This window comes from Blautia sp. NSJ-140, assembly GCF_022868965.1.
Classification (GTDB): domain Bacteria; phylum Bacillota; class Clostridia; order Lachnospirales; family Lachnospiraceae; genus Blautia_A.
Genome location: NZ_JALIFS010000004.1, coordinates 56884 through 82459, shown reverse-complemented (window position 1 = coordinate 82459; position 25576 = coordinate 56884). Strand labels below are relative to the sequence as shown.

Sequence of the window (25576 nt, the reverse complement as noted above, 5' to 3'; positions counted from 1 at the left end):
CACTGTAAAAATCCCGGAAATGCTATAGTATCATACGACAACTGCATCAGTTTCCCGTACTGACGTGTCATAAAAAGAACGGGACCGTACACTATTCTGCGTCCGTTCCCGTTCTCCATGCTATTTCTCTGTCTTTTTATTTATAAAATGAACAAATTCATAGCTTTCCATTATCTGAAAGTATTTTACGATTCTCGGATAAAGCGGTTCTGCCTTATCTCCGAAATGTTCTTTCACCAGCAGGGCAAGCTCCTGCACGGTTTTGGCTCCATCGATCTCAGGCCAGATAAAAGTTCCCATTTCATCAAGATGAATCTTGGAAAACCTTGGCTTGCCAAAAACCTTCTGCGCGATGGTATTGAACATACCCTTATTCTCTATCTCAAGAATGATCCGCTGCTTCAGGTCCCGGTGCCACCGGATCGACTGGTTTGTTTCCGGGATCAGATCAAGATAGTTGATATCCTGTTTCTTATCCTTTTTGTTTTTTCTCATCAGGCTTTCTTCTTTCTCCAGATAGAGAATTTAAGCAATGACAGGATCATGATGATCATCAGCACAACACCGCCGATATTTCCAAGGCTTACAACGCCGGACATATCAAGACTGATACCGACAACTGCAAAGATTGCAAGAAGAATTCCAACAAGACCCTCGCCGGCGATCATACCAGCACAGTACAGGGTACCATCTGTAGCCTGAGCTGTCTTGGTTTTTTCGTCAACGCCTTTTCTGCGGTCAAGTAATCCACGAACGATACCACCGATCATGATAGTTGCGTTCAGGTAGATCGGAAGGTAAAGACCGATTGCGAAAGGCATTACCGGGATACGGAGGATCTCAAGGCAGATTGCAAGGAATACACCTACAAATACAAGTCCCCATGGAAGGTTTCCACCCATGATTCCCTCAACGATCATCTTCATAAGCTGAGCCTGCGGAGCAGGAATCTCTGCTGTACCGTAGCCCCATGCTGCATTCAGAAGATACAGAACACCGCCAATAGCAAGACCTGAAACAACAACACCGAGCATCTCGCCCATCTGCTGCTTCTTAGGTGTAGCACCAAGAAGGTATCCTGTCTTAAGGTCCTGAGAGGTATCACCGGCAATTGCTGCGATGATACAGATAACAGATCCAACAGCGATTGCTGCTGTCATTCCGTCGATACCTGTTTTACCGGAGCTCTTGATCGCAAATGTAGCGATCAGAAGAGTAGCGATAGCCATACCGGAAACCGGGTTGTTGGAGCTTCCTACAAGACCTACCATACGGGAAGATACTGTTGCAAAGAAGAATCCAAAAACTACGATAATAAATGCACCAAGAAGAGTCACCGGGATTGCCGGAACGATCCAGATGATAAATACCATTGCAACAATACCGAGAAGGATGAACTGCATCGGAAGATCCTGTGCTGTTCTCTCTGTGCTTGTGTTCTTGCTTCCCTTCATGCTCTTCATGGAGTCACGGAAGGTTGTAACGATCAGCGGCAGGGATTTGATCAGAGAAATGATACCACCTGTTGCGATGGCACCTGCGCCGATATACTTAACATAAGTAGACCAGATTGCTGCTGCTCCGCCGTTTGCGTAAAGCTGGGCAATTGTTGTTCCCTCTGCTGCCGGGTACATCCATGTGTCAGGTCCGAACAGGCAGATCAGCGGGATGATGACCATCCAGCCAATAAGAGAACCTGTAAACATGTAGGATGCGATCTTCGGTCCTACGATATAACCAACACCGAGAAGTGCCGGATAAACCTCCATACCGATCTCACCCTTGAAGGATTTAAATGCTGCTGAAACATCTGCCGGAAGAAGCTTCAGTCCATCAACAACAAATTTGAAGATAGCAGCAAGTCCCATACCGGAGAATACTGTGGAAGCATTGGCTCCTCCTTCCTCACCGGCAAGAAGAACGTCTGCACAGGCAGTTCCTTCCGGATAGAGAAGAGTTGCATGCTCCTTAACGATGAGGGCATTACGAAGGGGCACCATAAAAAGTACACCAAGGATACCACCGCAAAGTGCGATCAGAGTGATCTCAACGATGCCTGGCTTGTCTGAAAGTCCTTCCTCTGCCCAGAGGAACAGTGCAGGCATGGTGAAGATAGCACCTGCTGCAAGAGACTCACCGGCTGAGCCGATGGTCTGGACCATATTGCTCTCCAGAATGGAGTTTCTACGAAGAATCACGCGGATAACACCCATGGAGATAACTGCCGCCGGAATGGAGGCAGATACTGTCATACCAACACGAAGGCCAAGGTAAGCATTGGCTGCACCGAAGATGACAGCAAGGATACATCCCATGATCACAGATGTAACTGTGAGCTCCGGAGTGACTTTCTCCGCAGGAATGTAAGGTTTGAACTCTGTGTTTTTGTTCATATTTCCTCTCCCTTTATCTATTAAATTAGTAACGTAATATAGTATAGCAAATTCCGCATTATTTTGCAAGGAATTATATCTGAGATATTATATATAATTTACAATTTTCTGTATAATTATAAGCAAATAATTGGTCACTATGCAGCTTGTATGCTAACATAGTGACCTTATTCCTTTCAATTGAATATTATATATTTTTAAAAAAATGCTTTTTTTTTTCAGTTGTCCGCCTCCAGCTGTTTTGTCAGATATCGTCCTACGATCTTCGAGAAATTTCCGATATCACGGATATAGGCAAAATCCTTTCCAAAAATCTTCTTTTCCGCCGGAAGATCCTTCTCTTCGCCTGCAAATACCCCCAGAACACTGACGCCCTGGCTCCGAAGACGCCGCACCTCTGATGCAGTATCTGAAATGGCATATTTTCCCTGGTAAGGGGCCGGATTCTTTGCATTGGGACGGTTTATGATCACATCGTAGGGGCGTCCGTCACTTAAGATGATCAGGATCTTTTTTTCCTCTTCTCTCTGCAAAAGACTGTATCCCGCTGCTTTTATGGCAAGCCCGTCCCGATTGTTGGAGGAAGTCACATAATTGAAAATATCCTCATCTGCCGAAACCGGATCATCATATTCCCGGAACCTGTGCAGGATCGTATGATCCCAGAATGTGCAGTAGCTCATAACCCGATGAGGGATGTCCACATTGCTCAGGGCAGAACTGATCATATAAGCCTGCAGTGCCACATCTCCCTGTCGGCTCATCTGTGAACCACTGGCATCGATCAGTATATCCACCACAAAATCCGTATTGTCTCCACGAAGAATCCTCTTGAAAAGATTTGCCTCACAGCTTCTGCCTATACGCCACAGCCTGGAAGGAACGATAGTTCCACGGTCTGATAGGACTTCCTGGTTTTCACTTCGGATCACCAGTGCTTTTTTCAGGAGTTCAGTCAATATGGCAATATTTCGTTTTGCAATTCTGTGCTTGTCATGATAGGTCCATATGTTCTTATTACGCAGACGCTTTGCATACTGGTACTGATAATTATCACGAACCGGATTTTTCAGGATTCCTTCTGTAAAATACAGGCTGCAGTCTCCGTGTATTCCCCGGCACATAAGATGGTTCATTCTTTTTTCTTCTGCAGGTGTGAGATAGGTTTTTCCAAAATTCAGTTCCACATAGGTATGAGCTTTCTGAAGAGCTTCCTCTGAAATCACCGTGATCTTGTTTTTCACCTTACGTTTTTCTTCCATATCCTGTGTCAGCGAGGAATCTTCAATATCTGTCATCCGGTCTGTGAGCTTTTCCACATAATTTTCCAGGGCTTCCTCATACATCTCTTCATTAAGGTAGTCTTCCCAGCCAAATTCCGTCAGTTCTTCCAGCGTCACCGCCATTACCCGTTCAAGGGAACCGTTTTTCTTCTCAAAGTCCGGATCGATGACCGTATTATAGAGGCTGTCGATGATCCGAATCAGTTCCATGGTGTCTCCGCTTTCTGCACAGGCATAGATCTGATCCCGGAATGCAGACAGTTTTTTCTCCAGAGGCTGTACGCTTCCTGTAAGTACATCACGGAATACTGCAATTTTCAGCCTGTCTAACAGCTTATCGTAGGAAGGCAGGGTTTCATATTCCTGATCCAGGATATCTTCCAGAGCTTTTTTTCTCATGCGGCGAACCCCCGGGCGCTCTTCGCAGATCCGCTCTCCCACTGCCGCTTCAATACATAGCTGTGTCAGCCCGGTCAGCTCCGTCTCAGATGCATCCAGATAGATTTTTTTTACAAGATAAAGACCAAGAAGATTTTTGTCAAAATATCTGGCAAAAGCACCCTGTTTGATTCCATCGTAAAGAGCGATCTCTTTTGAGCGGAGAAACAGCGATACATCCGGCTTCACATCCAGGGTATAATCGCCGCTTACCGTCCAGAGGAGATTACGGATCCGGTTTTCCAGCTCCATCTCGTAATCTTCTATAGAAAGTTCTTCTGTCAGATCTTTATGCATAGACATCGTCCTTTGTCCATTCTTCCGGGATCCTTGTACGGACTACATCGTCCACGATCTCCTTTTCAAAAATATCGAAAGTTTTGTTCACCACTCCCATCTGCACTGCTGCCAGGGGAGAAAGTCCTGCACGAACAATCTTCATGGCAGCCAGAAGTCCTCGAAGATCCAGCGCTTTTGTAGATATCTCGCTGTTTACGGATTTCTTCTGAAGATCCATAAATACACCGATAAACTGTTCCACTGCCTTTTCCTTTGCCTCCGGGAACATTTTGCGGAAAATAAATCCCAGGGTTTCTTCTGTCTGCGCGGGCATATCGATCACCAGGAAACGAGAAACAAGAGCTTCGTTCAGCTCCTTTGTTCCTGCATATCCGTAGTTCATGGTTCCGATAAAACGTGCCGCAGGATGAAGGTCGATCCGGTCATAGCCCGGAACATCAATGGAGCGGCGATAGTCCAGAGTTGCATGCAGGACAGAGACCGCATCGTTCTTTGCCATATTGATCTCATCCAGAATACCGAAGCCACCATACTCGGCACACTGATAGATGCTCCCTTTTCGGAGGCAGACTTCATTGTTTACAAAGGTATCCGTTCCGATCAGGTCTCCGCTGTTTGTATTGACATGGAAAGATACATTGTAAACCGGGCGGCCAAAAGCATATGCCAGATTTTCTGCCAGGATATTTTTTCCCGTGGCCTTTGGGCCTGCAAGAAGAAGATTTTCTCCTTCCAGAAGTCCTGCAATGGACATTTCCAGGATTTCTTTTCCGTAGAACGGTATGGATGGTCTGGAAACTCTGGCTGCAGCCCCCTCATCAACGTTATAATTTTTTCGAAATTTCTCAATGCCGTGGATCAGGTTTTCGGAAACGTTCTGTTCTTTTAAAAATTCTAATTCTATCATATATACTTACTCCTGAATCTGATTGAATGCCGCAGATATCCTCATCCGCAGTTATTATATGATCCTATGACGGACAACAGCTTACAGATTCTTTCTCCGTCAGGTAAAAAACGGGACAGATCTTACATCTGTCCCGTCATTTGATCTCAAAGATGCCGCTTCACCCAGGAAACATCTCTTATTTCCTGTATTTTATTTAACCGATCATACCTCAAAGATCAGATCACCGTAGGATGGCATCGGCCACATATCTTTATCTACGATCATCTCAAGCTCGTCTACAGGTTTTCTTAAAGCCTGCATTGCCGGTACCACGCTCTCTCTGAAAAATACAGCACGGTCACGTCCCTCTTCATGGGATTCCGACTCAGCGATCAGTCCGGAAAGCTTATCCATAGCTGTCTTGGTCTCAGCAAGAAGTGCGGAGGATTTTTCCAGAAGACTTGTCTGTACACTGACATCAAGCGCTGCGCTCACTGCCTTCACAGAATTGATGGACTCTGCAAGAACTGTTGTGTAACGGATCACTGCAGGGATGATCTGCTTGGTAGCAATATCCACCATGGTCTTGGCCTCAATATTGATAGCCTTTGCATAGCCTTCATACTGAATTTCTGCTCTGGACTCAAGCTCTGCTCTTGTAAATACATTAAAGGATTCAAAAAGCTTCACAGCCTTGTCTGTAGTCAGTGCAGGAATGGCATCTACCATGGACGGAAGAATCGGAAGTCCACGTCTCTTTGCCTCTGCCTCCCACTCCGGTGCATATCCGTTTCCGTTGAATACAATACGCTGATGCTGGATCGCATACTCCTTGATCAGGTCATGTACTGCAGTATCAAAATCGTCTGCTGCTTCCAGACGGTCGCATGCATCGCGGAATACTTCTGCTGCAATCGTATTCAGAACTACGTTGCACTCGGAAATGGAATCACGGGAACCAACCATACGGAACTCAAATTTGTTTCCTGTGAACGCAAACGGTGATGTTCTGTTTCGATCTGTAGCATCCTTCATGAAATCCGGAAGTGTCTTAACACCGGTATCCAGGATCTCGCCGGTCTTACTGTGTGTGGCGGTACCTGTGCTGATCAGCTGCTCCAGAACATCCTGAAGCTGCTCACCAAGGAATACGGAGATAACTGCCGGCGGTGCCTCATTTCCTCCGAGACGTTCATCGTTTCCGACGTCTGCTGCAGACTCTCTCAGAAGATCTGCATGCTCATCAACGGCTTTCAGGATACAGGTGAGAACAAGAAGGAACTGGATATTTTCATGAGGAGTTTTTCCCGGCTCAAGAAGGTTGATCCCGTCATCCGTTGTCAGGGACCAGTTGTTGTGCTTACCGGAACCGTTAACTCCTGCAAACGGTTTCTCATGAAGCAGGCAGCGCATACCATGACGGCTGGCAACTTTTTTGAGGATACGCATCATGATCTGGTTGTGATCTGCTGCAATATTTACCGGTGCGTAGATCGGTGCCAGCTCATGCTGTGCAGGTGCAACCTCGTTGTGCTGTGTCTTGGCTGTTACACCCAGTTTCCAGCACTCCTCGTTGACTTCTTTCATATATGCGGAGATTCTCTGACGGATAGTTCCGAAATAATGGTCATCCATCTCCTGTCCCTTAGGAGGCATGGCGCCGAAAAGAGTTCTTCCTGTGTAGATCAGGTCTTTTCTCTGGAGCCATTTCTGCTTGTCAACCAGGAAATATTCCTGCTCAGCTCCAACGGAAGGAGTTACTTTTTTTGATGTTGTATTTCCGAAAAGTCGAAGAAGTCGAAGTGCCTGTGTATTAACCGCTTCCATAGAACGGAGAAGCGGTGTTTTCTGATCAAGCGCCTCTCCTGTATAGGAGCAGAATGCTGTAGGGATACATAAGATCCCGCCGGCTGCGTCATGACGTACAAAGGCAGGTGATGTGCAATCCCATGTTGTATAGCCTCTTGCCTCGAATGTTGCACGAAGTCCTCCGGATGGGAATGAGGATGCATCCGGCTCACCCTTGATCAGCTCCTTACCTGAAAAGCTTAAGAGTACCTTGCCGTCCTCTCTTGGCGCTGTGACAAATGCGTCATGTTTCTCGGCAGTAACACCTGTCAGCGGCTGAAACCAGTGACAATAATGAGTAGCACCTTTCTCAATAGCCCATTCCTTCATCTCATGTGCAACCACATCAGCGATCTCCATGGACAGCTCCTTGCCCTCTTCTATTGTCTTTTTCAGTTCGCGGTATACCTTCTTCGGCAAACGGTCCTGCATAACAGAATCGTTAAATACATCGCAGCCAAAGATTTCCTTTACGTTGATATAATCTCCCATTTCTTCCTCCTTTTCGTTCCTGTATATCCAGTCTTTCTTATGAGGAAAGACATTTTCACCTCTGTATGATCACCTTATCTCCGGATACCCGGATCATTCTTCGCTCTTCTGGGTGATCTCCTTGATCTCCTGCATTTTCTGGTTCAGCCGGCTTTTTTTCTGTTTCTTGCTGCTGGTAAGATAAAGGTTCATGGCCTCATGAAGATTATCGATTTCCACACGGGTCTGGTCTCCTCCGAACTCTCCGTCCAGCGTCCACGGAACAGCCTCCTCTGACTCGATCACAACATGCGCAGACTTAAAAGAATAGATCAGATCTGTATTATCCTCTGCAGTAAGAAGCGCAGTCATGATCTCCTGAAGCTCCAGCGGATTCTTCGGATTGGTGATCAGTGTCACCTCAAACAGTCCGTCATTCATATCCACGTTTTTTCCGGTAAGATTCTTAAATCCACCTACAGATCTGGAATTGCTGATCATACCGTAGATAAAATCATTCTCCACAGTCAGCTCATCGGAAGTTACCTTCAGATGATAGGATTTCACCTCAAAAAGCTGTTTCATTCCTTCCAGCACATAGGCAACATGTCCCAGGATATTTTTCAGATCCTGGTCCGTCTCATAGGAAACATTGGTAAACAGTCCAAACGCAGCCACATAGGCAAATGTCTGGTTATTAAATTTACCGATGTCACAGTGATAGATCTGCTCCTCCATGATCATGGAGGCAGCTGCAGTCATACTCTTCGGCATAAACAGACTGTTGGCAAAATCATTGGTGCTTCCTGCGGGGATATACCCGATCGGTGTCTGGCTGCCCACTTCCACGATTCCGGTAACCACCTCATCCAGTGTACCGTCACCTCCGCTGCAGGCGATCAGATCCACCTGATCTGCATATTCCTTCACCTGTTCATAAGCATCCTTCGGTCCCTGCGTGGCACGGATGATCACTTCGTAACCACCTTTATTAAAGATATCCACAATGTCCAGCAGATGCATCTTGATTCTTCCTTTTCCTGCTTTGGGGTTGAAAACAAAAAGCATTCTTTTTTTCATTATACAATCCTCATTTCCCGAAATGATTCGTTATGTCTATTCTTTTACTATGATAAAAAAAACGATGTAAAATGTCAATCTTAACTTTTCACATCTGGTCTTACCACAGACAACCGGAATTTTATAACAAAAAAAGTCCGAAAACCCAATGAAATTGAATCTTCAGACCTTTTGTTAAGTAGCGAGAGGGGGATTCGAACCCTCGACACCACGGGTATGAACCGTGTGCTCTAGCCAACTGAGCTATCTCGCCATATTCTTTTGTAACATGGGACCTATAGGGCTCGAACCTATGACCCTCTGCTTGTAAGGCAGATGCTCTCCCAGCTGAGCTAAGATCCCATATAAATAGCGAGAGGGGGATTCGAACCCTCGACACCACGGGTATGAACCGTGTGCTCTAGCCAACTGAGCTATCTCGCCATATCTTTTTTGTAACATGGGACCTATAGGGCTCGAACCTATGACCCTCTGCTTGTAAGGCAGATGCTCTCCCAGCTGAGCTAAGATCCCATAACAAACGCTTGTCTTAAGAACTCTTCCGTTCCGCAACTCGCTTTGCTATTATATAATGGTTTATGACTTGTGTCAACAGTTTTTTTCACTTTTTTTAATTTTTTAAAAAATATATGCTTTTTTGTATTTTTACAGTGGCAGGGAGGTCTGAAATCCCCTGCCACTGCATGCTTACGGATATTACTTGAAGTACTCAACACCAGATTCGAAAATCTTGATATCCTGTTCTCCGTAGATATTAACAGCAACGCCTGCGTCACGACGCTCACTGTGTGCCATCTTTCCGAGGACACGTCCATCCGGGCTTGTGATACCCTCGATGTTCATATAAGAGCCGTTTACGTTAAACTCACCCTCATATCCGGTCTCATCTACCGGTACATACTCTGTTGCGATCTGTCCGTTTTCCTTGAGTTTCTTCAGCCACTCATCGTTTGCGACAAAACGTCCCTCACCATGAGAAGCCGGATTACAGTATACGCCGCCAAGCTGTGCTTTCTGAAGCCATGGAGACTTGTTGCTGACAACCTTGGTGTAAACCATCCTGGATACGTGACGTCCGATAGTGTTGTAGGTCAGTGTCGGAGAATCCTCTTTCTGTCCGCAGATCTCACCGTACGGTACCAGTCCAAGTTTGATCAGTGCCTGGAATCCGTTGCAGATACCAAGAGCAAGACCGTCACGCTCATTGAGGAGCTTCATAACTGCCTCCTTGATCTTCTCGTTCTGGAATGCGGTAGCAAAGAATTTCGCAGATCCGTCCGGCTCATCTCCAGCTGAGAAGCCGCCCGGGAACATGATCATCTGTGCCTGAGCGATGGCTTTCTCAAAGAGTTCTACAGAATCATGGATATCTTCTGCTGTAAGGTTCTTGAATACCTTTACGTCTACCTCGGCACCTGCTCTCTCAAATGCACGGGTGCTGTCATACTCGCAGTTTGTTCCAGGGAATACCGGAATAAATACACGTGGTTTTGCAACTTTATGTTTGCATACATAGATGCTGTCTGCTTTGTAAAGGGAACCATCATCTGCCTTGACATCCTCGGTTCCTGCTGCTGTTTTAAATACATTCTCCAGAGTTCCTTCCCATGTGGAAAGCGCCTCTTTCAGAGTAATCTCTGTATCACCATAGGTGAACTTCGCATTATCCGTAACCTCACCGATCACAGTATAGGTAATGGCAAGCTCACCGACTTTTCCATCCGGAACCTCACAGATGATATCACCGAATGCCGGAGCAAAGAAATCTCTTGGATCAAGGTTATGCTCGATCTTTACGCCCATGCCGTTACCAAAGGCCATCTTGCTGACTGCGGCAGCGATTCCATGACGGTCAAGTGCATATGCGGAGATCACACGGCCTGCCTGGATATCCTGGTGTAATTTATCATACTGCTCCATAAGAGCCGGGTAATCCGGAAGATCATAGGAATCCTTCGGTGCACGGAGCCATACCAGCCTGCTTCCTGCTTTTTTGAATTCCGGTGTGATCACATCTTTTACCTTTGCAACATCCACTGCGAAAGACACCAGTGTCGGAGGAACATCAATATCATTGAAGGTTCCGGACATACTGTCCTTACCGCCGATGGAAGGAAGGCCGAATCCGATCTGTGCCGCATAAGCGCCAAGCAGTGCGGAGAACGGCTGGCTCCATCTCTTAGGATCTTCTGTCATACGACGGAAGTATTCCTGGAAGGTGAAACGGATCTTCTTATAGTCACCACCGGTTGCAACGATCTTGGCAACAGACTCAGTTACTGCGTAGGCAGCTCCATGATACGGACTCCATGAGGAAAGGTATGGATCAAAGCCGTAGCTCATCATGGTAACAGTCTCTGTTTTTCCGTTCTGTACCGGAACCTTTGCAACCATGGACTGTGTCTCTGTCAGCTGATATTTGCCACCGTGAGGCATAAATACACTGCCTGCGCCAATGGAGCCGTCAAACATCTCCACAAGGCCCTTCTGTGAGCATACATTCAGGTCAGCAAGAACATCCAGCCATTTTTTCTTTACGTCTGTTACATCCGGACGTTCCTCGAAAAGATTTCCGTCCTTTGACGGGATCTCAACCTCAACGGAGGTCTCCTGATGTGCACCGTTGGTATCCAGGAATGCGCGGGAGATATTTACGATCTCTTTTCCTCTCCAGTTAAGGACAAGGCGTGGCTCCTCAGTTACAACTGCAACCGGAACTGCCTCAAGATTCTCTTCATTTGCAAATTTCAGGAAAGTATCCACATCTTTCGGGTCAACTACAACAGCCATACGCTCCTGAGACTCAGAGATGGCGATCTCAGTGCCGTCAAGACCTGCGTATTTTTTCGGAACCTTGTCAAGGTCGATCTGAAGTCCCGGTGCCAGCTCGCCAATGGCAACGGAAACACCGCCTGCGCCGAAGTCGTTACATTTCTTGATGATATGGCTGACTTCCTCTCTGCGGAACATTCTCTGGATCTTACGCTCGGTAGGTGCGTTACCTTTCTGCACCTCAGCGCCGCAAACCTCGATGGAAGCCTCTGTGTGGACCTTGGAGGAACCTGTTGCACCGCCGATACCGTCACGGCCGGTACGTCCGCCAAGAAGGATGATGATATCTCCCGGGTCGGAATTTTCACGGATGACCGCACGTCTCGGAGCCGCACCCATAACCGCACCGATCTCCATACGTTTTGCAACGTAGTCCGGATGATAGATCTCTTTTACAGCACCGGTTGCAAGACCGATCTGATTTCCGTAGGAACTGTAGCCGTGGGCTGCGCTGCGGACAAGCTTCTTCTGCGGAAGTTTTCCCTTCAGAGTTTCCTTTACGGATACGGTAGGATCTGCTGCACCTGTCACACGCATCGCCTGGTATACATAGGTACGTCCGGAAAGCGGATCACGGATGGCTCCGCCAAGGCAGGTTGCCGCACCACCAAAAGGCTCAATCTCCGTCGGATGGTTGTGTGTCTCATTCTTGAAGTTGATCAGCCACTCTTCTTCTTTTCCATCCACGTCCACCGGTACCACGATACTGCAGGCATTGATCTCATCAGACTCTTCCTGATCTGCCAGCTTGCCTTCTGCTTTCAGTTTCTTCATTGCCATAAGTGCAAGATCCATCAGGCAGACAAACTTATCGTCACGGCCCTTGTACATGTTCTTATGGGCATCCAGATATTCTTTGTATGTTTTTTCGATAGGAGTCTTATAATCACCTTCATCAAACTTCACGCTGGTAAGCTCTGTGGAGAAAGTAGTATGACGGCAATGATCAGACCAGTAGGTATCCAGAACGCGGATCTCTGTCATGGAAGGATCGCGTTTCTCTTCATTCCTGAAATAATTCTGGATATGCTGGAAGTCCTTGAATGTCATGGCGAGGTTCAGAGAAGCGTACAGCTCCTTCAGATCAGCCTCAGCCATATCCTTGAATCCGTCAAAAATCTTCACATCCTCAGGATCCGGGAATACTGTTACCAGTGTTTCCGGCTTCTCAAGACCTGTCTCACGGGAATCCACAGGGTTGATGCAGTGATGTTTGATTGCCTCAAACTCTGCATCTGTAACGGTTCCTTCAATTACATAAGTAGTTGCTGAACGGATGATCGGTGCTGCATTCTCATCCAGGAACTGTACACACTGCACTGCAGAATCTGCTCTCTGGTCAAACTGTCCGGGAAGGAATTCTACGGAAAATACACGTGCGCCCTCTGCCACATCAAATTTTTCAAGATACAGATCATCTACCGGCGGCTCTGCAAATACGGTCTTGCAGGCTTTCTCAAATACTTCATCGGAGATATTCTCCACGTCATAACGGATCAGCTCACGGACTGCTGTCACAGTGCTGATACCAAGATAATGTTTGATCTCATGTTTCAGTTCCTTTGCTTTTACTGCAAAGGCAGGTTTCTTTTCTACATACACACGTCTTACGTTGCTCATAGAAGGCTCCTTTCTCTATATCCGATAATAAGGATGGTAAACGTGCAGAAAGCATTTCAGTCTTTCTTTTCTGCTGAAAATATAGTATCATAGGAAATATCATTAGTAAAATTAATATATCTTATATCATTTATAAGCGGAGGATTTTTCACATATGGATATCAATCTTGAACTTTACAAAGTGTTTTATTATGTGGCCACAACACTGAGCTTTTCGGAGGCTTCCAGACAGCTTTTTATCTCACAGTCTGCAGTAAGCCAGGCCGTCAAAAACCTTGAAAAAAAGCTGGGCCATACTCTGTTTGTGCGCAGCACCAAACGGGTCATCCTGACTCCGGAGGGAGAGCTTCTTCTCCAACATGTAAAACCGGCCCTTTCCATGCTAAACGAGGGAGAGGCTGTCCTTTCCGGAGAAGGAAATCTTACCGGTCAGCTGCGGATCGGTGCCAGCGATACTCTGTGCCGCTATTTTCTCATCCCCTATCTCCGCCGTTTCCACAAGGATCATCCGGAGGTACGGATCAAGATCATCAACAGTACTTCTATCGGATGTGCGGAGCTTCTGGAAAACGGCCAGGCTGAGCTGATCGTCACCAACTACCCGAATTCCCGGCTTTCGGCCCACACCAAGCTTCAGACTGTGCTGGAATTCCGGGATATCTTCGTGGCAAATCCGGACTATTTCACCATGGGCAAATCTCCTCTTTCCATGGAAAATCTTCTGGATTATCCCATCCTGATGCTCGCTCCAAAGAGTACCACCAGCGAATATCTTCATCAGGTGTTTGCAGCCCAGGGACTGAAGCTGCTGCCTGAGGTTGAACTGAACAGCAACGATCTGCTGATCGATCTTGCAGAGATCGGACTTGGTATTGCCTGTATCCCGGATTATATGCTCCGCAACCGTCCGGGCCTGGAACCTGTCCATCTGAAAACACCTCTGCCTGCAAGAAGTGCCGTGATCGCTCATCATGAAGCACTGCAGCTTTCTCAGGCTGCCCAGTGTTTTCTGAAATATTTTTCCCAGATCTGATACGATCAAGTCCCTGCCGCTTACTGCTTTTCGCGATTGAAGCAGGATATTTCCCTGATCCAGTTAAAAAAAGCCACCGGAATCTGCCATAAGGTTATTACGATCCTTATATACTCAATTCCGGTGGTCTTTTCTGTTATTGATATCGGTCAGATATTATTCTTATTACTTACGCTTCAGCCTTCGGCATCACGTCTGCTGCCGCGGTGATATACTCATTCTCGATCTTACTGAACAGACCGCTGTCTGCAAGCTCTGCAAGCTTCACGTCAATCGGCATCTTGCCCAGGACCGGAACCTTCAATTCTGCAGCGATCTCATCGATATGGCTCTCGCCAAAGACCTTGATCTCTTTTCCGCAGTCCGGACATTTCACATAGCTATAGTTCTCCACGATTCCAAGGACCGGAACCTTCATCATATCAGCCATATTATAGGCCTTCTTGACGATCATGCGGACCAGATCCTGCGGGGAAGTAACGATCACAACACCCTCGATCGGCAGGGACTGGAATACTGTCAGCGGAACATCTCCGGTTCCTGGCGGCATATCTACAAAGAGATAATCCAATTCACCCCAGATCACATCACTCCAAAACTGTTTTACCATATTTGCAAGGACCGGACCTCTCCAGATCACCGGTGTCTCCTCATCCGGAAGAAGAAGGTTTACAGACATAACCTCGATTCCATTTGCAGTTGGCATCGGATAGATCCCATTGTCACTGCCCTGTGCATTGCCCTTGATGCCATACATCTTCGGGATGGACGGACCGGTGATATCAGCATCCATAATGCCCACTTTATATCCCTTGGAAGCCATCAGGTTTGCCAGGGAGCCTGTTACGAAGGATTTACCCACGCCTCCCTTTCCGCTGACAACTCCGATCACATGTTTTACGTCAGAAAAAACATTTGGTTCTGCCATGAGGCTCTGGTTTTTCTTCTCTCCGCAGCCTTCACAGCTTGATTTGTTGCAGGATGTATTGCTACACTCTTTTGCCATAATAGATTCCTCTCATTCTTTGTATTTACACTGACCGAACTGACTCTCTGTCCGTGCATTTTTCTCATTCATGATCTCTCATGAACTCCTTACCTTACTTCATAAATCTGTCGATCGCTTTTTCCAGTTCTTTGATAGCATCCCTGTCTCCATGCTCTACTGCATCCACGATGCAGTGTTCTATATGATCCTGCAGTATGATCTTGCCTGTATTATTGATCGCAGATTTTACGGCTGACAGCTGGATCAGCACTTCGCTGCAGTCACGTCCTTCCTCCACCATACGCTTAATGGATTCCATATGACCAATGGCCCTGGAAAGTCTGTTGAGTACGGCCTTGGTCTGTGCGTGGCTGTGATGATGAGGATGTGTGCTATCGTGAGTATGCACATGTTCCTGTTCCCCGTGGGTATGCTCAAGAACGGTTCCATCCTCGAGAACGTGCACATGTGTTTCTTTCATGTGTATTTCCTCCTTCAGATTTCCGTGAAAGAACAGCGCTGCCGGATCATAGATGTCTGAATGTCAAAAATGATGGTTCCGTCTTCCAGTACTGTCTTCTCGTAGGAGACATCCTTCCCCTGAAATTTCTGTTTCACATACGCTTCCGGATCTGCAATCTCCACTTCTTCCACAAATACATCACGCATCTGATTTCTCGGGCATTTGTTAAAAATTTCCCAGATTACTTCGTACTCTTTCATCTGTGCCTGTTCCTTTCTTCGTCATCTTATCTATTATAATAATTTTATGTTTTTTTGTCAAAAATAATTGCACTCACGCAAATATTGTCGTATGATACATATTAAAAATATTACTGCTCTGTCCGTGGGCGGTAAACATATATTAATGTGATAAATCAAAGGAGATAAATTTCATGCAGCTTTTAAAAGACAGAATTCTGACAGACGGCGTAGTAAAAGAAGGAAATATTTTAAAAGTGGACAGCTTTCTGAATCATCAGATGGATATTGACCTGATCAACGAGGTCGGCAAAGAATTCAAGAAACGTTTTGACCACTGTCCAATCACCAAGATCCTTACCATCGAAGCTTCCGGTATCGGTATTGCCTGTATTGCGGCACAGTATTTCCATGTACCGGTTGTATTTGCCAAAAAAGCACAGAGTGTGAACCTTGACGGCGAGATGTACACCACCAAGGTAGAGTCTTTCACCCACAAGAAAGTTTACGATGTGATCCTTTCCAAGAAATTTCTCGGACCGGAAGATCACGTACTCCTGATCGATGATTTTCTTGCCAATGGCTGTGCACTTCTCGGTCTGATCGACATCGTTAAGAAATCCGGCGCAACTCTTGAAGGAGCCGGAATCGTTATCGAAAAAGGCTTCCAGTCCGGCGGACAGACCATCCGTGACATGGGTATCCACCTGGAATCTCTTGCTATCATTGATTCCATTGCTGATGGCAAACTTACTTTCCGTGAATAAGATTTATCATAAAAAATACTCCTGAAAACTTATATACATTGTTTCCAGGAGTATTTTTATTTTTATCACAGCCGGATCATGATGTCATTTCTGATTTATGCAGTGGCATCCTTTTCTGGCTTCTCTGAAGGTGTCGGAGTTACTGTTTCCTCCGGTGTCGGTGTTCCGGAAATTTCCGTTTCTTCCTTTTCCGATGAAGCCGATGCAGCTTCCGTTGTATTTTCATCTATATCCGGTTCTTCCGTCACCGTAGCTTCCGGTGTCACTGTCGGCGTTGGTGTGGCAGTTGCCTCCGGCATGATTTCATTCTCTTCATAATATCCGTCATCCACAAGCATCTGATAATTATCTGCATCGATCAGCTGGATATCACTGGTCACAGTTCCCACGATCTTGGTCCCGTTATCATACTGCTCATAATCGGAGATCTCCGGTTTCTCCCCTTTCAGAATAGCATCCACCATCGTTACACAATCATTTGCCAGTACACGGTTATCAAACAGCAGATCATCCTCAATCTTTCCCTGGATCACAGCTGTCACTGCTTCTGCCTCACAGCCGCCTCCTGTGATCATAGGCCAGCCATCCTCTCCAGACACATATCCAGCATCCTCCAGAGCATCCACAGCCCCAAGTGCAAGGTCATCGGCACCTGTGCAGATAATATCCGGCGCATCCTCTGTATAATTCTGAGAAAGGATCTCCGCCATATCATTCTTTGCGGTATTTCTTCCGGAACGCATCACTGCAGTATCATCAAAGGTCAGCTTTCCTGAAGTACATGCCAGTGTTCCATCGTCGAAATATTCCTGAAGCTTCTCCATCACTCCATTATAAAAGAACAGTGCGTCACGATCATCCGGAGAGCCCATAAGGAACTCAATGGTCAGAGTTTTCTTTTCTTCCCGTGCTTTCTCCAGATCCATTTTTTTTATGATGGAATCTCCCACCATTTTTCCGGCTTTTCTTGTATTAAAGGTAACATAATAGTTGACCTTATCTGTATCCATGATCAGCTGATCGTACGAAATCACGGGAATGGATTTCTCGTACACCTGCTCCAGCACATCGTTCAGGCTGTAAGCATCTGCAGGTGCGATGACAAGTGCAGAAAGCTCTTCATCATCCAGAATAGACTGAATCTGGGATACCTGCGTATCACTGTCTTCATCTGCCCAAAATATCTCTGCATCATATCCATCATCTTCCAGTGTATTCTGAAGAGTTTCTCCATCAGCAGACCAACGGGGATCATCTGCTGATGAAGGCAGAAACACACCTACTTTCTTATCTGCTGCCGCAGTTTCCTTTGCTTCTTCTTTTTCTTCTTTCTCTGCATCATCGCTGTTTTTGGCTTTTCCTTCCGGGTCTTCAGACTCCACACTTTCATTGGCTGCCTCTGTCGCCTCTTTGTTTTTTCCACAGCCGGAAAAGGCTGCTGTAAAGACAAAAGCTCCCACAAGCAGGATTGCTGTTTTTTTCTTCATGATCAAATCTCTCCTATAAGCCTTTATAGTCCTTTGCCAGTGATTTCAGATAGTCTCTGTAGGCGGCTGCAGATTTCTTGGGTTTCAGGATACGTACACTGCCGCCCATCCCGGTCAGCCATCCGTAGAATTTTCCATTTTCCGGAAGTTCTGCAGTTACCGTCAGATCTCCGCTATCTTTCATTTTATATTCTGCAGCTGTGCCGAAAAAGTCTCTCACCTCCACCTGTACAGCTCCGGCACAGAGAAGTTTTATTTCTTTTTTTATGGTTCCGGCTGAAGCCTCAAGAAGCTTCCGGTACCCTGTCACAGATGTCTCATGAATATCTTTAGTTTCACGAATATCCTTAGCTTCAGCAGTCAGCCCGGGTTCTTCAGACAGCTGTTCCTCTCCGGCACTCTCACCGGCAAGATAATAACCACCCGGCCGTTCTCTTGTATAACGGATATCCATTCCAAAAGAACGTAATACCTCCACATCATCATAAATGCTCTTTCGCTCTGCACGGATTCCCTGTTTCTCAAGATTCTCAAGGATCTTCTGCATAGATATTACCCGATGCTCCCCTGTTTCCCGCAGCATTTTTTCAAGGTACAGGATCTTCGCCTTCTGATTGTTTGATTTTGCCATACTGCCCTCTTATCCTTCGTTTTTTACAAAGCGGTGGAAAATATAGGAGTTTGCCTCCTGTTCCTCGCTGTCGTCCAGTTTCTCAAGTTCGATCTTTTTACCGTATTTCTTTTCCAGTGCACGGCTGATCAGAAGATCTGCAAGCTGCGGATTCTTGGGAAGAAGTGGTCCGTGAAGATACGTACCGATCACATTTTTGTATACAACCCCTTCCTCTCCGGATTGTCCGTCATTTCCGTATCCTGACAGAACCTTCCCCAGGGATCTGTTGTTTCCGATGGTGGTACGCCCTCCATGATTTTCAAAGCCTACGATAGGCATATCAAAAAGATCGCTCTGCATCACAATGTTTCCAATAAGGCGGCCTTTTCCCTGCTCAGTGCTCATATCTACAAGCTTCAGCCCTTCGATCATTCCCTGATCAGTTTTATAATAATTTCCAAGGAGCTGATACCCTCCACAGATTGCGATCACAACTCCATTATCTTCCACATACGCCTTGAAATCCTTCTGGATTTCTTTCAGCTTTTCACATACCAGCATCTGTTCTCTGTCGGAGCCACCGCCAAGAAGTACGATATCCAGTTTGGAAAAATCGATTCTGTCATCCAGTTCGTAGGCTATGGTTTCTGCCTCGATTCCTCTCCAGAGACAGCGCTTCATCAGACACTGGATATTTCCTCTGTCACCGTAAAGGTTCAGAAGATCCGGATATAAATGTCCTATCGTTATCTTCATTTCTCACCCTCCAGTTTCTTCAGGATATTTCTGGTGCCAAACAGCGCCGTATAATTAACAAGTACATAAAGATTGCCGCATCCATCCCCGATTCGTTTGCGGATGGCTGTCTCCACATCATTTTCCAGCATGGACGGGATATCCACATATTTCAGACGGAGGCGCATATCCTGACACCGGATACCACTGACTGTGATGGAATTGATATTGTCCCCTCCGAAAAGATCAAAATCCACATCCCAGAGCCAGGAGATATCTTTTCCATCCTGTGCATTATCATTGATCACAATGATGATATCCTTTGGTGATCCGTCCTGCATCACAGCTGAAATGTTCTGGTTAAAACCGGCCGGATTCTTAGCTAGATTCAGAACAACACCGGTGCCCTTGATCCGAAACTGTTCATTGCGTCCGTTCTCCGGGTTAAACTTCCGGAGCATCTCATTAAAATGCTCCGCCTTAAAGCCTGCGGTACGAATTCCCGCATAAGCAGCCAGAATATTATACACATTATAGAATCCCTTATAATTGGCCACGATCCGTTTATCTTCCACTGTAAAGGCGATCTGATCATCCACCTTCACATCTGTGGCATCAAAGTCGATCTCCGGACGTTTAAAGCCGCATTTCGGACATCTGTAGTCACCCAGCTGACTGTAATGATAGAAGCTGTAGATCAGTCTTTCTCCACAGCACTTACAGAACCGGCCCTCACGGATCTCGTTTGTTTTGTTCTCGATCACCGGTTTGCTGATCCCGTAGGTTACAAAAGGATTTCCGCAGTCCATGGCAAGATATGCAGACAGTGCATCGTCGCCATTGACAATGACCTTCATATCCGGAACCTTTTTCATCATTTCTTCCAGGATGTTCATAGTGATATCGATCTCGCCATAACGGTCCAGCTGATCACGGAACAGATTGGTCATAACCATATAATCCGGTTTGATTCTTGTGAACACATGTCTTGTGGATGCCTCATCCACCTCTATACAGGCATAATCCGCATCCAGTTTTCCGCTGAATTTGGCCCCCAATACAAAGGCTGCCACAACTCCGTTCAGCATATTTGAACCGGTATGATTGCAGATGACCTTTTTTCCCTCTGCCTCAAGGCCTGCGCACAGCATGTTATTGGTTGTGGTCTTTCCGTTGGTTCCGCATACTACAAATATTTTTTCTCTTACCTGAGAAGAAAGCTCTTCCAGGATATCCGGACAGATCTTCATCGCGACCTTACCGGCCCAGGTCACACCCTGCCGGCCCATAAGCTTACAGACATGTCCTGTGATCTTTGCTGCCATCACAGCAATAGTTGTTCTTATTTTCATAATCTTCTGATTCCTTTGTTTTTATTTCTCTTACCAAAGATCTTCCGCTGTCAGGAAATCGGTACAGATTCCTTCTGCGCCCTGTGAAATATATCTTCTGGCCTGGTCACGGTCATTGACCGTATAAACATACAGACTGATCCCATTTTTTTCGAAGATCTTCTCCTTTTCTTCTGACCAGTACTCCCAGTATACTGTTGCTGCCGGAATTCCCTTTTCTTTACAGAAGGATGCAATATGCTCCAGCTCTTCCACAGAATACTCCTGCCACAGTGAATATACATAGGAAGGAAAGGAATAGATCATGGCCGTCCCGGGAAACATTGCTTCATTGTAGATTTCCGGAATGATCTGATCCAGCGTCTCACCGGCACCTGCATTCCTGGCGATTTCCACATAATCACTGTAATCCTCCAGCGTTCTCTGATAATTGCGAAGAGAATACTGTTTGGAATCGATCAGCACATATGCATCCGGATAATCTTTCAGAAGAAGAAAAAAATCCTCCAGTGTCATGGGGGTGTATTTCCCATATATTTTACTTTGTCTGAATTCCTTTTCTGTAAGGACTTTTTTTCCGTTGCCATCCCACTGTCCCATGGAATCGTTCCAGTTATGCCTGCAGACCCATACTCCATCTGATGTCCTGGAAAGATCCAATTCAAAAAGACGTACTCCCTGTTCATACATGAACAGAAATCCCTCTCTGGAATTCAGGTAATCCTTTCCGTCCATACCTCCCAGAGCATGTGCAATGGTCCTGCGGTCCTTCCAGCTAAATCTTCCTGATGTATTCCGGGCAGCTTCTGTTTCCGGAAAACTTCCTCCCAGAAGAAAAAGCGATACAAACAGTATTTCCAATGTCAGTATAAAACGTCGCATCATCTCAGGCAACAAAAAAATGCACAAGACGTAAAGGAAAACAGTTCCTCTCTGCTTTCCTTTTTATCTTCTGCAAATTTATCATATCCGGGAAACTGTCCCAAATCATTCCTATATTGTTTCTGTCCGGTAATACCAAAAGTCCCACCGACCATGTTTATCATCCTTTCGCATACGTGTAGTCGTATTTCGTACATTACCGATTGTACGCTAAAAAAGGATAATAATCAAGTTAATCCTCTTCTTCCTCGTCATATTCCTGCTGAAGCCTCAGATATTCCTCATATTTCTCATGTGCATTCCGGTTATAGGATCGAGAGATCGGTATTACATGCTCGCCAATATGAAAGCTGTCATTTTCAGCTCCTGTGACCCGTTCCATATTTACTATAAAACTCTGATGACACCGCAAAAATGTACTGTCATCAAGCTGTTTTTCAAAATCTTTCAACTTACCTCGGCACTGAAGTATGCTTCCGTCTGTCTTATGGAAATTCACGATATGAAGACTGCTGGTAATATAACTCACCTGACTGTACCGCACCGTATACACACGGGCGCGATACTGAAAATGGATCACCCGATCATCATTTCCGTTGCAAAGTAGCTTCTTCAGTGGTTTCATTACATATTCCAAAGTTTCTTCGGTTACAGGTTTCAGTAAATAGTTATATGCAAACAGGTCAAAAGCCTCTCTGTAATATTCATCGCTTCTGCTCATAAAAAGCACTGCCATTGACATTTCTTTTTCCCGTATCTTCCGTATTGTTTCCAGTCCGTCTACTTTCTTTGAATCAATGTTCACAAAGATTGCATCATAAGGTTTCCTTTTCTTTTCCAATTCTTCCAGTAAAAGCTCGCCGCTTTTAAATATCCGAATTTCTGACCCTGGAACGATCCGCTCAAGCTGTTTGTGAAGTCTCCTTGCATCCACCTGCATGTCGTCACAAATGGCAATGGTCATCATCGTCATATATATGTATCCCCTTTTACTCCATCATTGTTACCTTTTGTTCTATATATTATACCATGATTTGTTATTCAAATTATGGTATCTTCATGTAATTTATGGTCGAAAATCCACCATTTATGCATTTTTTCAAACTTTTTGGAATATAAAAAAAGGACATTTGCATTTCTGCAAATGTCCTTTAAATCGGTCAGAAGTAAATTATACAAGCTCGATAAGAACTTCCATAGCTGCATCGCCCTTACGCTGTCCGATCTTAACGATTCTTGTGTAACCACCGTTACGATCTGCGTATTTCGGAGCGATCTCGCTGAACATCTTGTCAACCATGTCAACTTCTTTTGTGTTTTTCTTTCTGCCAGCGCCCTTAGCAGGAACATCTGTTACAGGATAGAAAACTTTCATCATCTCACGACGTGCATGAAGTCTGGAAGAAGCATCTTTCTTGATCTCTTTCTGAACTTCGTCGTAAACTGTTTTCTTCTTACCGTCTACAACTTCTTTTACACGTTTTCCGTCAGCATCTTTACGAGCAACCTTAGCTGTTACTGTAACTGTTTCGAAATTGTCTTTCTCACGTACAGCCATAGCAATAAGTCCCTCAGCGATCTTACGGATCTCTTTAGCCTTAGCTTCTGTTGTCACGATCTTTCCGTGATAAAGAAGGTTTGTAACCTGATTTCTGAGAAGTGCTTTTCTCTGGTTAGATGTTCTGCTTAATTTTCTATATTTTGCCATTTTATTATCCTCCATCTGTGGGACACCAGGACATGCTTGTTCGGTCTTACTGCCCTGCTGCTGACACCCCACTCATTACTCTGTTTCCGGATTATTCCTCGGTAGGCTGGAGCTGAAGTCCCAGCTCTTTGAGTTTTGCAAGTACTTCCTCTAAGGATTTGCGGCCCAGATTACGAACCTTCATCATATCGTCAGAAGTCTTGTTGCATAATTCTTCAACCGTATTGATACCGGCTCTCTTAAGGCAGTTGTAGGAACGAACAGAGAGCTCAAGCTCATCAATGCTCATCTCCAGAACCTTTTCCTTCTCATTGTCTTCTTTCTCGATCATAACCTCTGCGGTCTTAGCATTCTCGGAAAGATCAATGAACAGACTTAAATGCTCGCTGAGAACCTTCGCTGCAAGGCTGACTGCCTCATCCGGATCAAGTGTTCCATTGGTATATACATCCAGTGTAAGCTTGTCGAAGTCAGTTACCTGACCAACTCGTGTATTCTCTACGATCATGTTGACTCTGTCTACCGGTGTGTAGATCGCATCCACTGCGATCATACCGATCGGCATGTCATCGGTTTTGCCTTTGTCTGCACTGATATAGCCACGTCCCTTGGTAATGGTAAGCTCCATGGCCAGTCTGCAGTCTTTTCCACCGTTCAGGGTTGCGATCACCTGATCCGGGTTCATGATCTCAATATCCTGATCTGCCTGGATATCAGCTGCTGTAACAACACCTTTTCCCTCACACTCAATGTATGCGGTCTTCGGCTCATTGTCACTGCTGTGATTCTTGATGGCAAGAGATTTCAGATTCATGATGATCTCGGTCACATCTTCCTTCACGCCCGGAATAGAGCTGAATTCATGAAGTACACCATCGATCTTCACCTGGCTTACTGCAGCTCCCGGAAGGGAGGACAGCATAATTCTTCTTAAAGAATTGCCAAGGGTAGTACCATAACCTCTTTCCAGAGGCTCTACAACGAATCTTCCAAACTTCTTATCTTCGGATATTTCGGTAATTTCGATTTTTGGTTTATTGAAATCAAACACTATAAGGTTCCCTCCTTCTGGGTTAATCAACATTCGAGGGTATTACCAATTTTTATAACTGTAGACACAGTAAACAGTTATTAATTATTTAGAATACAGCTCGACGATAAGCATCTCGTTTACAGGAACATCGATCTGCTCTCTTGTAGGAAGCTCTTTAACTACACCCTTCAGGTTCTCCTGATCAACGTCGATCCACTCCGGAACAAGTCTTCCGCCAGTGATCTCAAGGATTCCTTTATATCTCTCAGAACCTTTGCTCTTCTCTCTGATCTCAATTGTGTCTCCTGCTTTGCACAGGTAAGACGGAATATTTACAGATTTTCCGTTAACAAGTACGTGCTTGTGATCTACGATCTGACGAGCCTCTCTTCTTGTTCTGGCAAATCCCATACGGAAAACGATGTTGTCAAGTCTGCTCTCAAGCATAACCATAAGGTTCTCACCTGTCTGGCCCTGCATTCTGTCGGCTTTCTTGTAGTAATTACGGAAAGGTTTCTCAAGAACTCCGTAGATAAATTTTGCTTTCTGTTTCTCTTTTAACTGAAGACCATACTCAGACACCTTGCGGTTTGCACGTTTTAACTGTCTTGTGGACTTCTTATCAATTCCTAAGTAAATCGGATCCAGGCCAAGGGATCTGCATCTTTTCAGAACAGGTACTCTATTTACTGCCATTTCAACTACCTCCTAATTAGACTCTTCTGCGTTTTGGTGGACGGCATCCGTTGTGAGGAACCGGAGTTACGTCACGAATGCTGGTTACTTCAAGTCCGCATGCCTGAAGCGCACGGATTGCAGCTTCACGGCCTGAGCCCGGGCCTTTTACCATAACGTCTACTGTTTTTAATCCATGAATTAAAGCAGCCTTTGTTGCAGTCTCTGCTGCCATCTGTGCTGCATAAGGGGTAGATTTCCTTGAACCTTTAAATCCAAGACCACCGGCACTTGCCCATGAAAGAGCGTTTCCTTCGTTATCTGTCAGTGTGACGATTGTATTGTTGAAGGAAGACTGAATGTGTGCCTGTCCGTGTTCAACGTTTTTCTTGACACGACGTTTTGTCGTTTTCTTTGTAACTTTTGCCATTTTAAAACTAACCTACA

At 45.6% G+C, this 25576-nt stretch carries 22 protein-coding genes and 4 tRNA genes; 2 read left to right on the top strand and 24 right to left on the bottom strand.

Annotated elements, in window-relative coordinates:
* Nucleotides 1-120: 120 nt before the first annotated feature.
* From MUB50_RS06325 to MUB50_RS06275, 11 genes are all read right to left on the bottom strand, one after another.
* A complete protein-coding gene (locus MUB50_RS06325; protein WP_244790228.1) occupies nucleotides 121-495 on the bottom strand; it encodes a PqqD family protein in 375 nt (124 codons plus the stop codon).
* Nucleotides 495-2393: an OPT family oligopeptide transporter gene (locus tag MUB50_RS06320; RefSeq protein WP_118513029.1), complete on the bottom strand. Its 1899-nt coding sequence runs from the start codon at nucleotides 2391-2393 to the stop codon at nucleotides 495-497. Before MUB50_RS06320 ends, MUB50_RS06325 begins: the two co-directional genes overlap by 1 nt.
* A 218-nt stretch (nucleotides 2394-2611) precedes the next feature.
* On the bottom strand, nucleotides 2612-4411 hold the full coding sequence (locus tag MUB50_RS06315) for a nitric oxide reductase activation protein (protein WP_118624165.1): 1800 nt from the start codon (nucleotides 4409-4411) through the stop codon (nucleotides 2612-2614).
* On the bottom strand, nucleotides 4404-5321 hold the full coding sequence (locus tag MUB50_RS06310; RefSeq protein WP_118624167.1) for an AAA family ATPase: 918 nt from the start codon (nucleotides 5319-5321) through the stop codon (nucleotides 4404-4406). The genes MUB50_RS06315 and MUB50_RS06310 overlap by 8 nt, the downstream gene beginning before the upstream one ends.
* 204 nt (nucleotides 5322-5525) lie before the next feature.
* Nucleotides 5526-7643 (bottom strand): glutamine synthetase III family protein, encoded by a 2118-nt coding sequence (locus MUB50_RS06305; RefSeq protein WP_118624169.1) that lies wholly within the window; start codon nucleotides 7641-7643, stop codon nucleotides 5526-5528.
* Nucleotides 7644-7736: 93 nt separating this feature from the next.
* On the bottom strand, nucleotides 7737-8702 hold the full coding sequence (locus tag MUB50_RS06300) for a diacylglycerol/lipid kinase family protein (protein WP_059085348.1): 966 nt from the start codon (nucleotides 8700-8702) through the stop codon (nucleotides 7737-7739).
* A 179-nt stretch (nucleotides 8703-8881) separates the two neighbouring features.
* Nucleotides 8882-8955, bottom strand: a tRNA-Met gene (locus tag MUB50_RS06295).
* 16 nt (nucleotides 8956-8971) lie between these two features.
* Nucleotides 8972-9044, bottom strand: a tRNA-Val gene (locus tag MUB50_RS06290).
* A 7-nt stretch (nucleotides 9045-9051) separates the two neighbouring features.
* Nucleotides 9052-9125 (bottom strand) — tRNA-Met (locus MUB50_RS06285).
* A gap of 17 nt (nucleotides 9126-9142) precedes the next feature.
* Nucleotides 9143-9215, bottom strand: a tRNA-Val gene (locus tag MUB50_RS06280).
* Between the two features lie 183 nt (nucleotides 9216-9398).
* Nucleotides 9399-13154 carry a phosphoribosylformylglycinamidine synthase gene (locus tag MUB50_RS06275; RefSeq protein WP_118624171.1) on the bottom strand — a complete coding sequence of 1252 codons (3756 nt, stop codon included), beginning with the start codon at nucleotides 13152-13154 and terminating at the stop codon, nucleotides 9399-9401.
* Between the two features lie 154 nt (nucleotides 13155-13308).
* Between MUB50_RS06275 and MUB50_RS06270 the strand changes: the two genes are divergently transcribed.
* Entirely contained in the window at nucleotides 13309-14187 is an 879-nt protein-coding gene (locus MUB50_RS06270) for a LysR family transcriptional regulator (RefSeq protein ID WP_021650784.1), read from the top strand.
* A 169-nt stretch (nucleotides 14188-14356) separates the two neighbouring features.
* Here the strand turns inward: MUB50_RS06270 and MUB50_RS06265 are convergent, their stop codons facing one another.
* From MUB50_RS06265 to MUB50_RS06255, 3 genes are all read right to left on the bottom strand, one after another.
* Nucleotides 14357-15193, bottom strand: coding sequence for an Mrp/NBP35 family ATP-binding protein (locus MUB50_RS06265; RefSeq protein ID WP_118513025.1), 837 nt, complete (start codon nucleotides 15191-15193; stop codon nucleotides 14357-14359).
* A 94-nt stretch (nucleotides 15194-15287) separates the two neighbouring features.
* Nucleotides 15288-15656, bottom strand: a complete 369-nt coding sequence (locus MUB50_RS06260; protein WP_118513024.1) for a metal-sensing transcriptional repressor — start codon at nucleotides 15654-15656, stop codon at nucleotides 15288-15290.
* Between the two features lie 14 nt (nucleotides 15657-15670).
* Nucleotides 15671-15898, bottom strand: a complete 228-nt coding sequence (locus tag MUB50_RS06255; RefSeq protein ID WP_015526956.1) for a hypothetical protein — start codon at nucleotides 15896-15898, stop codon at nucleotides 15671-15673.
* Between the two features lie 173 nt (nucleotides 15899-16071).
* Between MUB50_RS06255 and MUB50_RS06250 the strand changes: the two genes are divergently transcribed.
* Nucleotides 16072-16644 carry a xanthine phosphoribosyltransferase gene (locus MUB50_RS06250; protein ID WP_015526955.1) on the top strand — a complete coding sequence of 191 codons (573 nt, stop codon included), beginning with the start codon at nucleotides 16072-16074 and terminating at the stop codon, nucleotides 16642-16644.
* A gap of 95 nt (nucleotides 16645-16739) precedes the next feature.
* Here the strand turns inward: MUB50_RS06250 and MUB50_RS06245 are convergent, their stop codons facing one another.
* From MUB50_RS06245 to rpsK, 10 genes are all read right to left on the bottom strand, one after another.
* Nucleotides 16740-18131, bottom strand: coding sequence for a substrate-binding domain-containing protein (locus MUB50_RS06245; RefSeq protein WP_138277145.1), 1392 nt, complete (start codon nucleotides 18129-18131; stop codon nucleotides 16740-16742).
* 13 nt (nucleotides 18132-18144) lie between these two features.
* Nucleotides 18145-18762, bottom strand: a complete 618-nt coding sequence (locus MUB50_RS06240; RefSeq protein WP_118513022.1) for a WYL domain-containing protein — start codon at nucleotides 18760-18762, stop codon at nucleotides 18145-18147.
* A gap of 9 nt (nucleotides 18763-18771) precedes the next feature.
* Nucleotides 18772-19500, bottom strand: a complete 729-nt coding sequence (locus tag MUB50_RS06235) for a type 1 glutamine amidotransferase (protein ID WP_015526951.1) — start codon at nucleotides 19498-19500, stop codon at nucleotides 18772-18774.
* Nucleotides 19497-20831, bottom strand: coding sequence for a MurT ligase domain-containing protein (locus tag MUB50_RS06230; RefSeq protein WP_118513021.1), 1335 nt, complete (start codon nucleotides 20829-20831; stop codon nucleotides 19497-19499). The genes MUB50_RS06235 and MUB50_RS06230 overlap by 4 nt, the downstream gene beginning before the upstream one ends.
* Before the next feature lie 30 nt (nucleotides 20832-20861).
* Entirely contained in the window at nucleotides 20862-21713 is an 852-nt protein-coding gene (locus MUB50_RS06225; RefSeq protein WP_244802530.1) for a phosphatidylinositol-specific phospholipase C/glycerophosphodiester phosphodiesterase family protein, read from the bottom strand.
* A 232-nt stretch (nucleotides 21714-21945) separates the two neighbouring features.
* Nucleotides 21946-22686 (bottom strand): LytR/AlgR family response regulator transcription factor, encoded by a 741-nt coding sequence (locus MUB50_RS06220; protein WP_244790224.1) that lies wholly within the window; start codon nucleotides 22684-22686, stop codon nucleotides 21946-21948.
* 198 nt (nucleotides 22687-22884) lie between these two features.
* On the bottom strand, nucleotides 22885-23421 hold the full coding sequence (rplQ, locus tag MUB50_RS06215) for a 50S ribosomal protein L17 (protein ID WP_118513018.1): 537 nt from the start codon (nucleotides 23419-23421) through the stop codon (nucleotides 22885-22887).
* Nucleotides 23422-23512: 91 nt separating this feature from the next.
* Nucleotides 23513-24472: a DNA-directed RNA polymerase subunit alpha gene (locus MUB50_RS06210; RefSeq protein WP_118513017.1), complete on the bottom strand. Its 960-nt coding sequence runs from the start codon at nucleotides 24470-24472 to the stop codon at nucleotides 23513-23515.
* Nucleotides 24473-24556: 84 nt separating this feature from the next.
* Entirely contained in the window at nucleotides 24557-25150 is a 594-nt protein-coding gene (rpsD, locus tag MUB50_RS06205; protein WP_118513016.1) for a 30S ribosomal protein S4, read from the bottom strand.
* Between the two features lie 16 nt (nucleotides 25151-25166).
* Nucleotides 25167-25559 carry a 30S ribosomal protein S11 gene (gene rpsK / locus MUB50_RS06200; protein ID WP_015526942.1) on the bottom strand — a complete coding sequence of 131 codons (393 nt, stop codon included), beginning with the start codon at nucleotides 25557-25559 and terminating at the stop codon, nucleotides 25167-25169.
* Nucleotides 25560-25576 lie beyond the last annotated feature (17 nt).

Coding starts and splice junctions, on each gene's coding strand:
- MUB50_RS06270 (WP_021650784.1), top strand. CDS start 13,309: ATGGATATCAATCTTGAACTTTACAAAGTGTTTTATTATGTGGCCACA.
- MUB50_RS06255 (WP_015526956.1), bottom strand. CDS start 15,898: ATGAAAGAGTACGAAGTAATCTGGGAAATTTTTAACAAATGCCCGAGA.
- MUB50_RS06265 (WP_118513025.1), bottom strand. CDS start 15,193: ATGGCAAAAGAGTGTAGCAATACATCCTGCAACAAATCAAGCTGTGAA.
- MUB50_RS06245 (WP_138277145.1), bottom strand. CDS start 18,131: ATGAAGAAAAAAACAGCAATCCTGCTTGTGGGAGCTTTTGTCTTTACA.
- rplQ (WP_118513018.1), bottom strand. CDS start 23,421: ATGGCAAAATATAGAAAATTAAGCAGAACATCTAACCAGAGAAAAGCA.
- MUB50_RS06235 (WP_015526951.1), bottom strand. CDS start 19,500: ATGAAGATAACGATAGGACATTTATATCCGGATCTTCTGAACCTTTAC.
- MUB50_RS06225 (WP_244802530.1), bottom strand. CDS start 21,713: ATGCGACGTTTTATACTGACATTGGAAATACTGTTTGTATCGCTTTTT.
- MUB50_RS06260 (WP_118513024.1), bottom strand. CDS start 15,656: ATGAAAGAAACACATGTGCACGTTCTCGAGGATGGAACCGTTCTTGAG.
- MUB50_RS06300 (WP_059085348.1), bottom strand. CDS start 8,702: ATGAAAAAAAGAATGCTTTTTGTTTTCAACCCCAAAGCAGGAAAAGGA.
- MUB50_RS06310 (WP_118624167.1), bottom strand. CDS start 5,321: ATGATAGAATTAGAATTTTTAAAAGAACAGAACGTTTCCGAAAACCTG.
- MUB50_RS06240 (WP_118513022.1), bottom strand. CDS start 18,762: ATGGCAAAATCAAACAATCAGAAGGCGAAGATCCTGTACCTTGAAAAA.
- MUB50_RS06305 (WP_118624169.1), bottom strand. CDS start 7,643: ATGGGAGATTATATCAACGTAAAGGAAATCTTTGGCTGCGATGTATTT.
- MUB50_RS06325 (WP_244790228.1), bottom strand. CDS start 495: ATGAGAAAAAACAAAAAGGATAAGAAACAGGATATCAACTATCTTGAT.
- rpsK (WP_015526942.1), bottom strand. CDS start 25,559: ATGGCAAAAGTTACAAAGAAAACGACAAAACGTCGTGTCAAGAAAAAC.
- rpsD (WP_118513016.1), bottom strand. CDS start 25,150: ATGGCAGTAAATAGAGTACCTGTTCTGAAAAGATGCAGATCCCTTGGC.
- MUB50_RS06275 (WP_118624171.1), bottom strand. CDS start 13,154: ATGAGCAACGTAAGACGTGTGTATGTAGAAAAGAAACCTGCCTTTGCA.
- MUB50_RS06230 (WP_118513021.1), bottom strand. CDS start 20,831: ATGAAAATAAGAACAACTATTGCTGTGATGGCAGCAAAGATCACAGGA.
- MUB50_RS06320 (WP_118513029.1), bottom strand. CDS start 2,393: ATGAACAAAAACACAGAGTTCAAACCTTACATTCCTGCGGAGAAAGTC.
- MUB50_RS06220 (WP_244790224.1), bottom strand. CDS start 22,686: ATGACGATGATGACCATTGCCATTTGTGACGACATGCAGGTGGATGCA.
- MUB50_RS06250 (WP_015526955.1), top strand. CDS start 16,072: ATGCAGCTTTTAAAAGACAGAATTCTGACAGACGGCGTAGTAAAAGAA.
- MUB50_RS06315 (WP_118624165.1), bottom strand. CDS start 4,411: ATGCATAAAGATCTGACAGAAGAACTTTCTATAGAAGATTACGAGATG.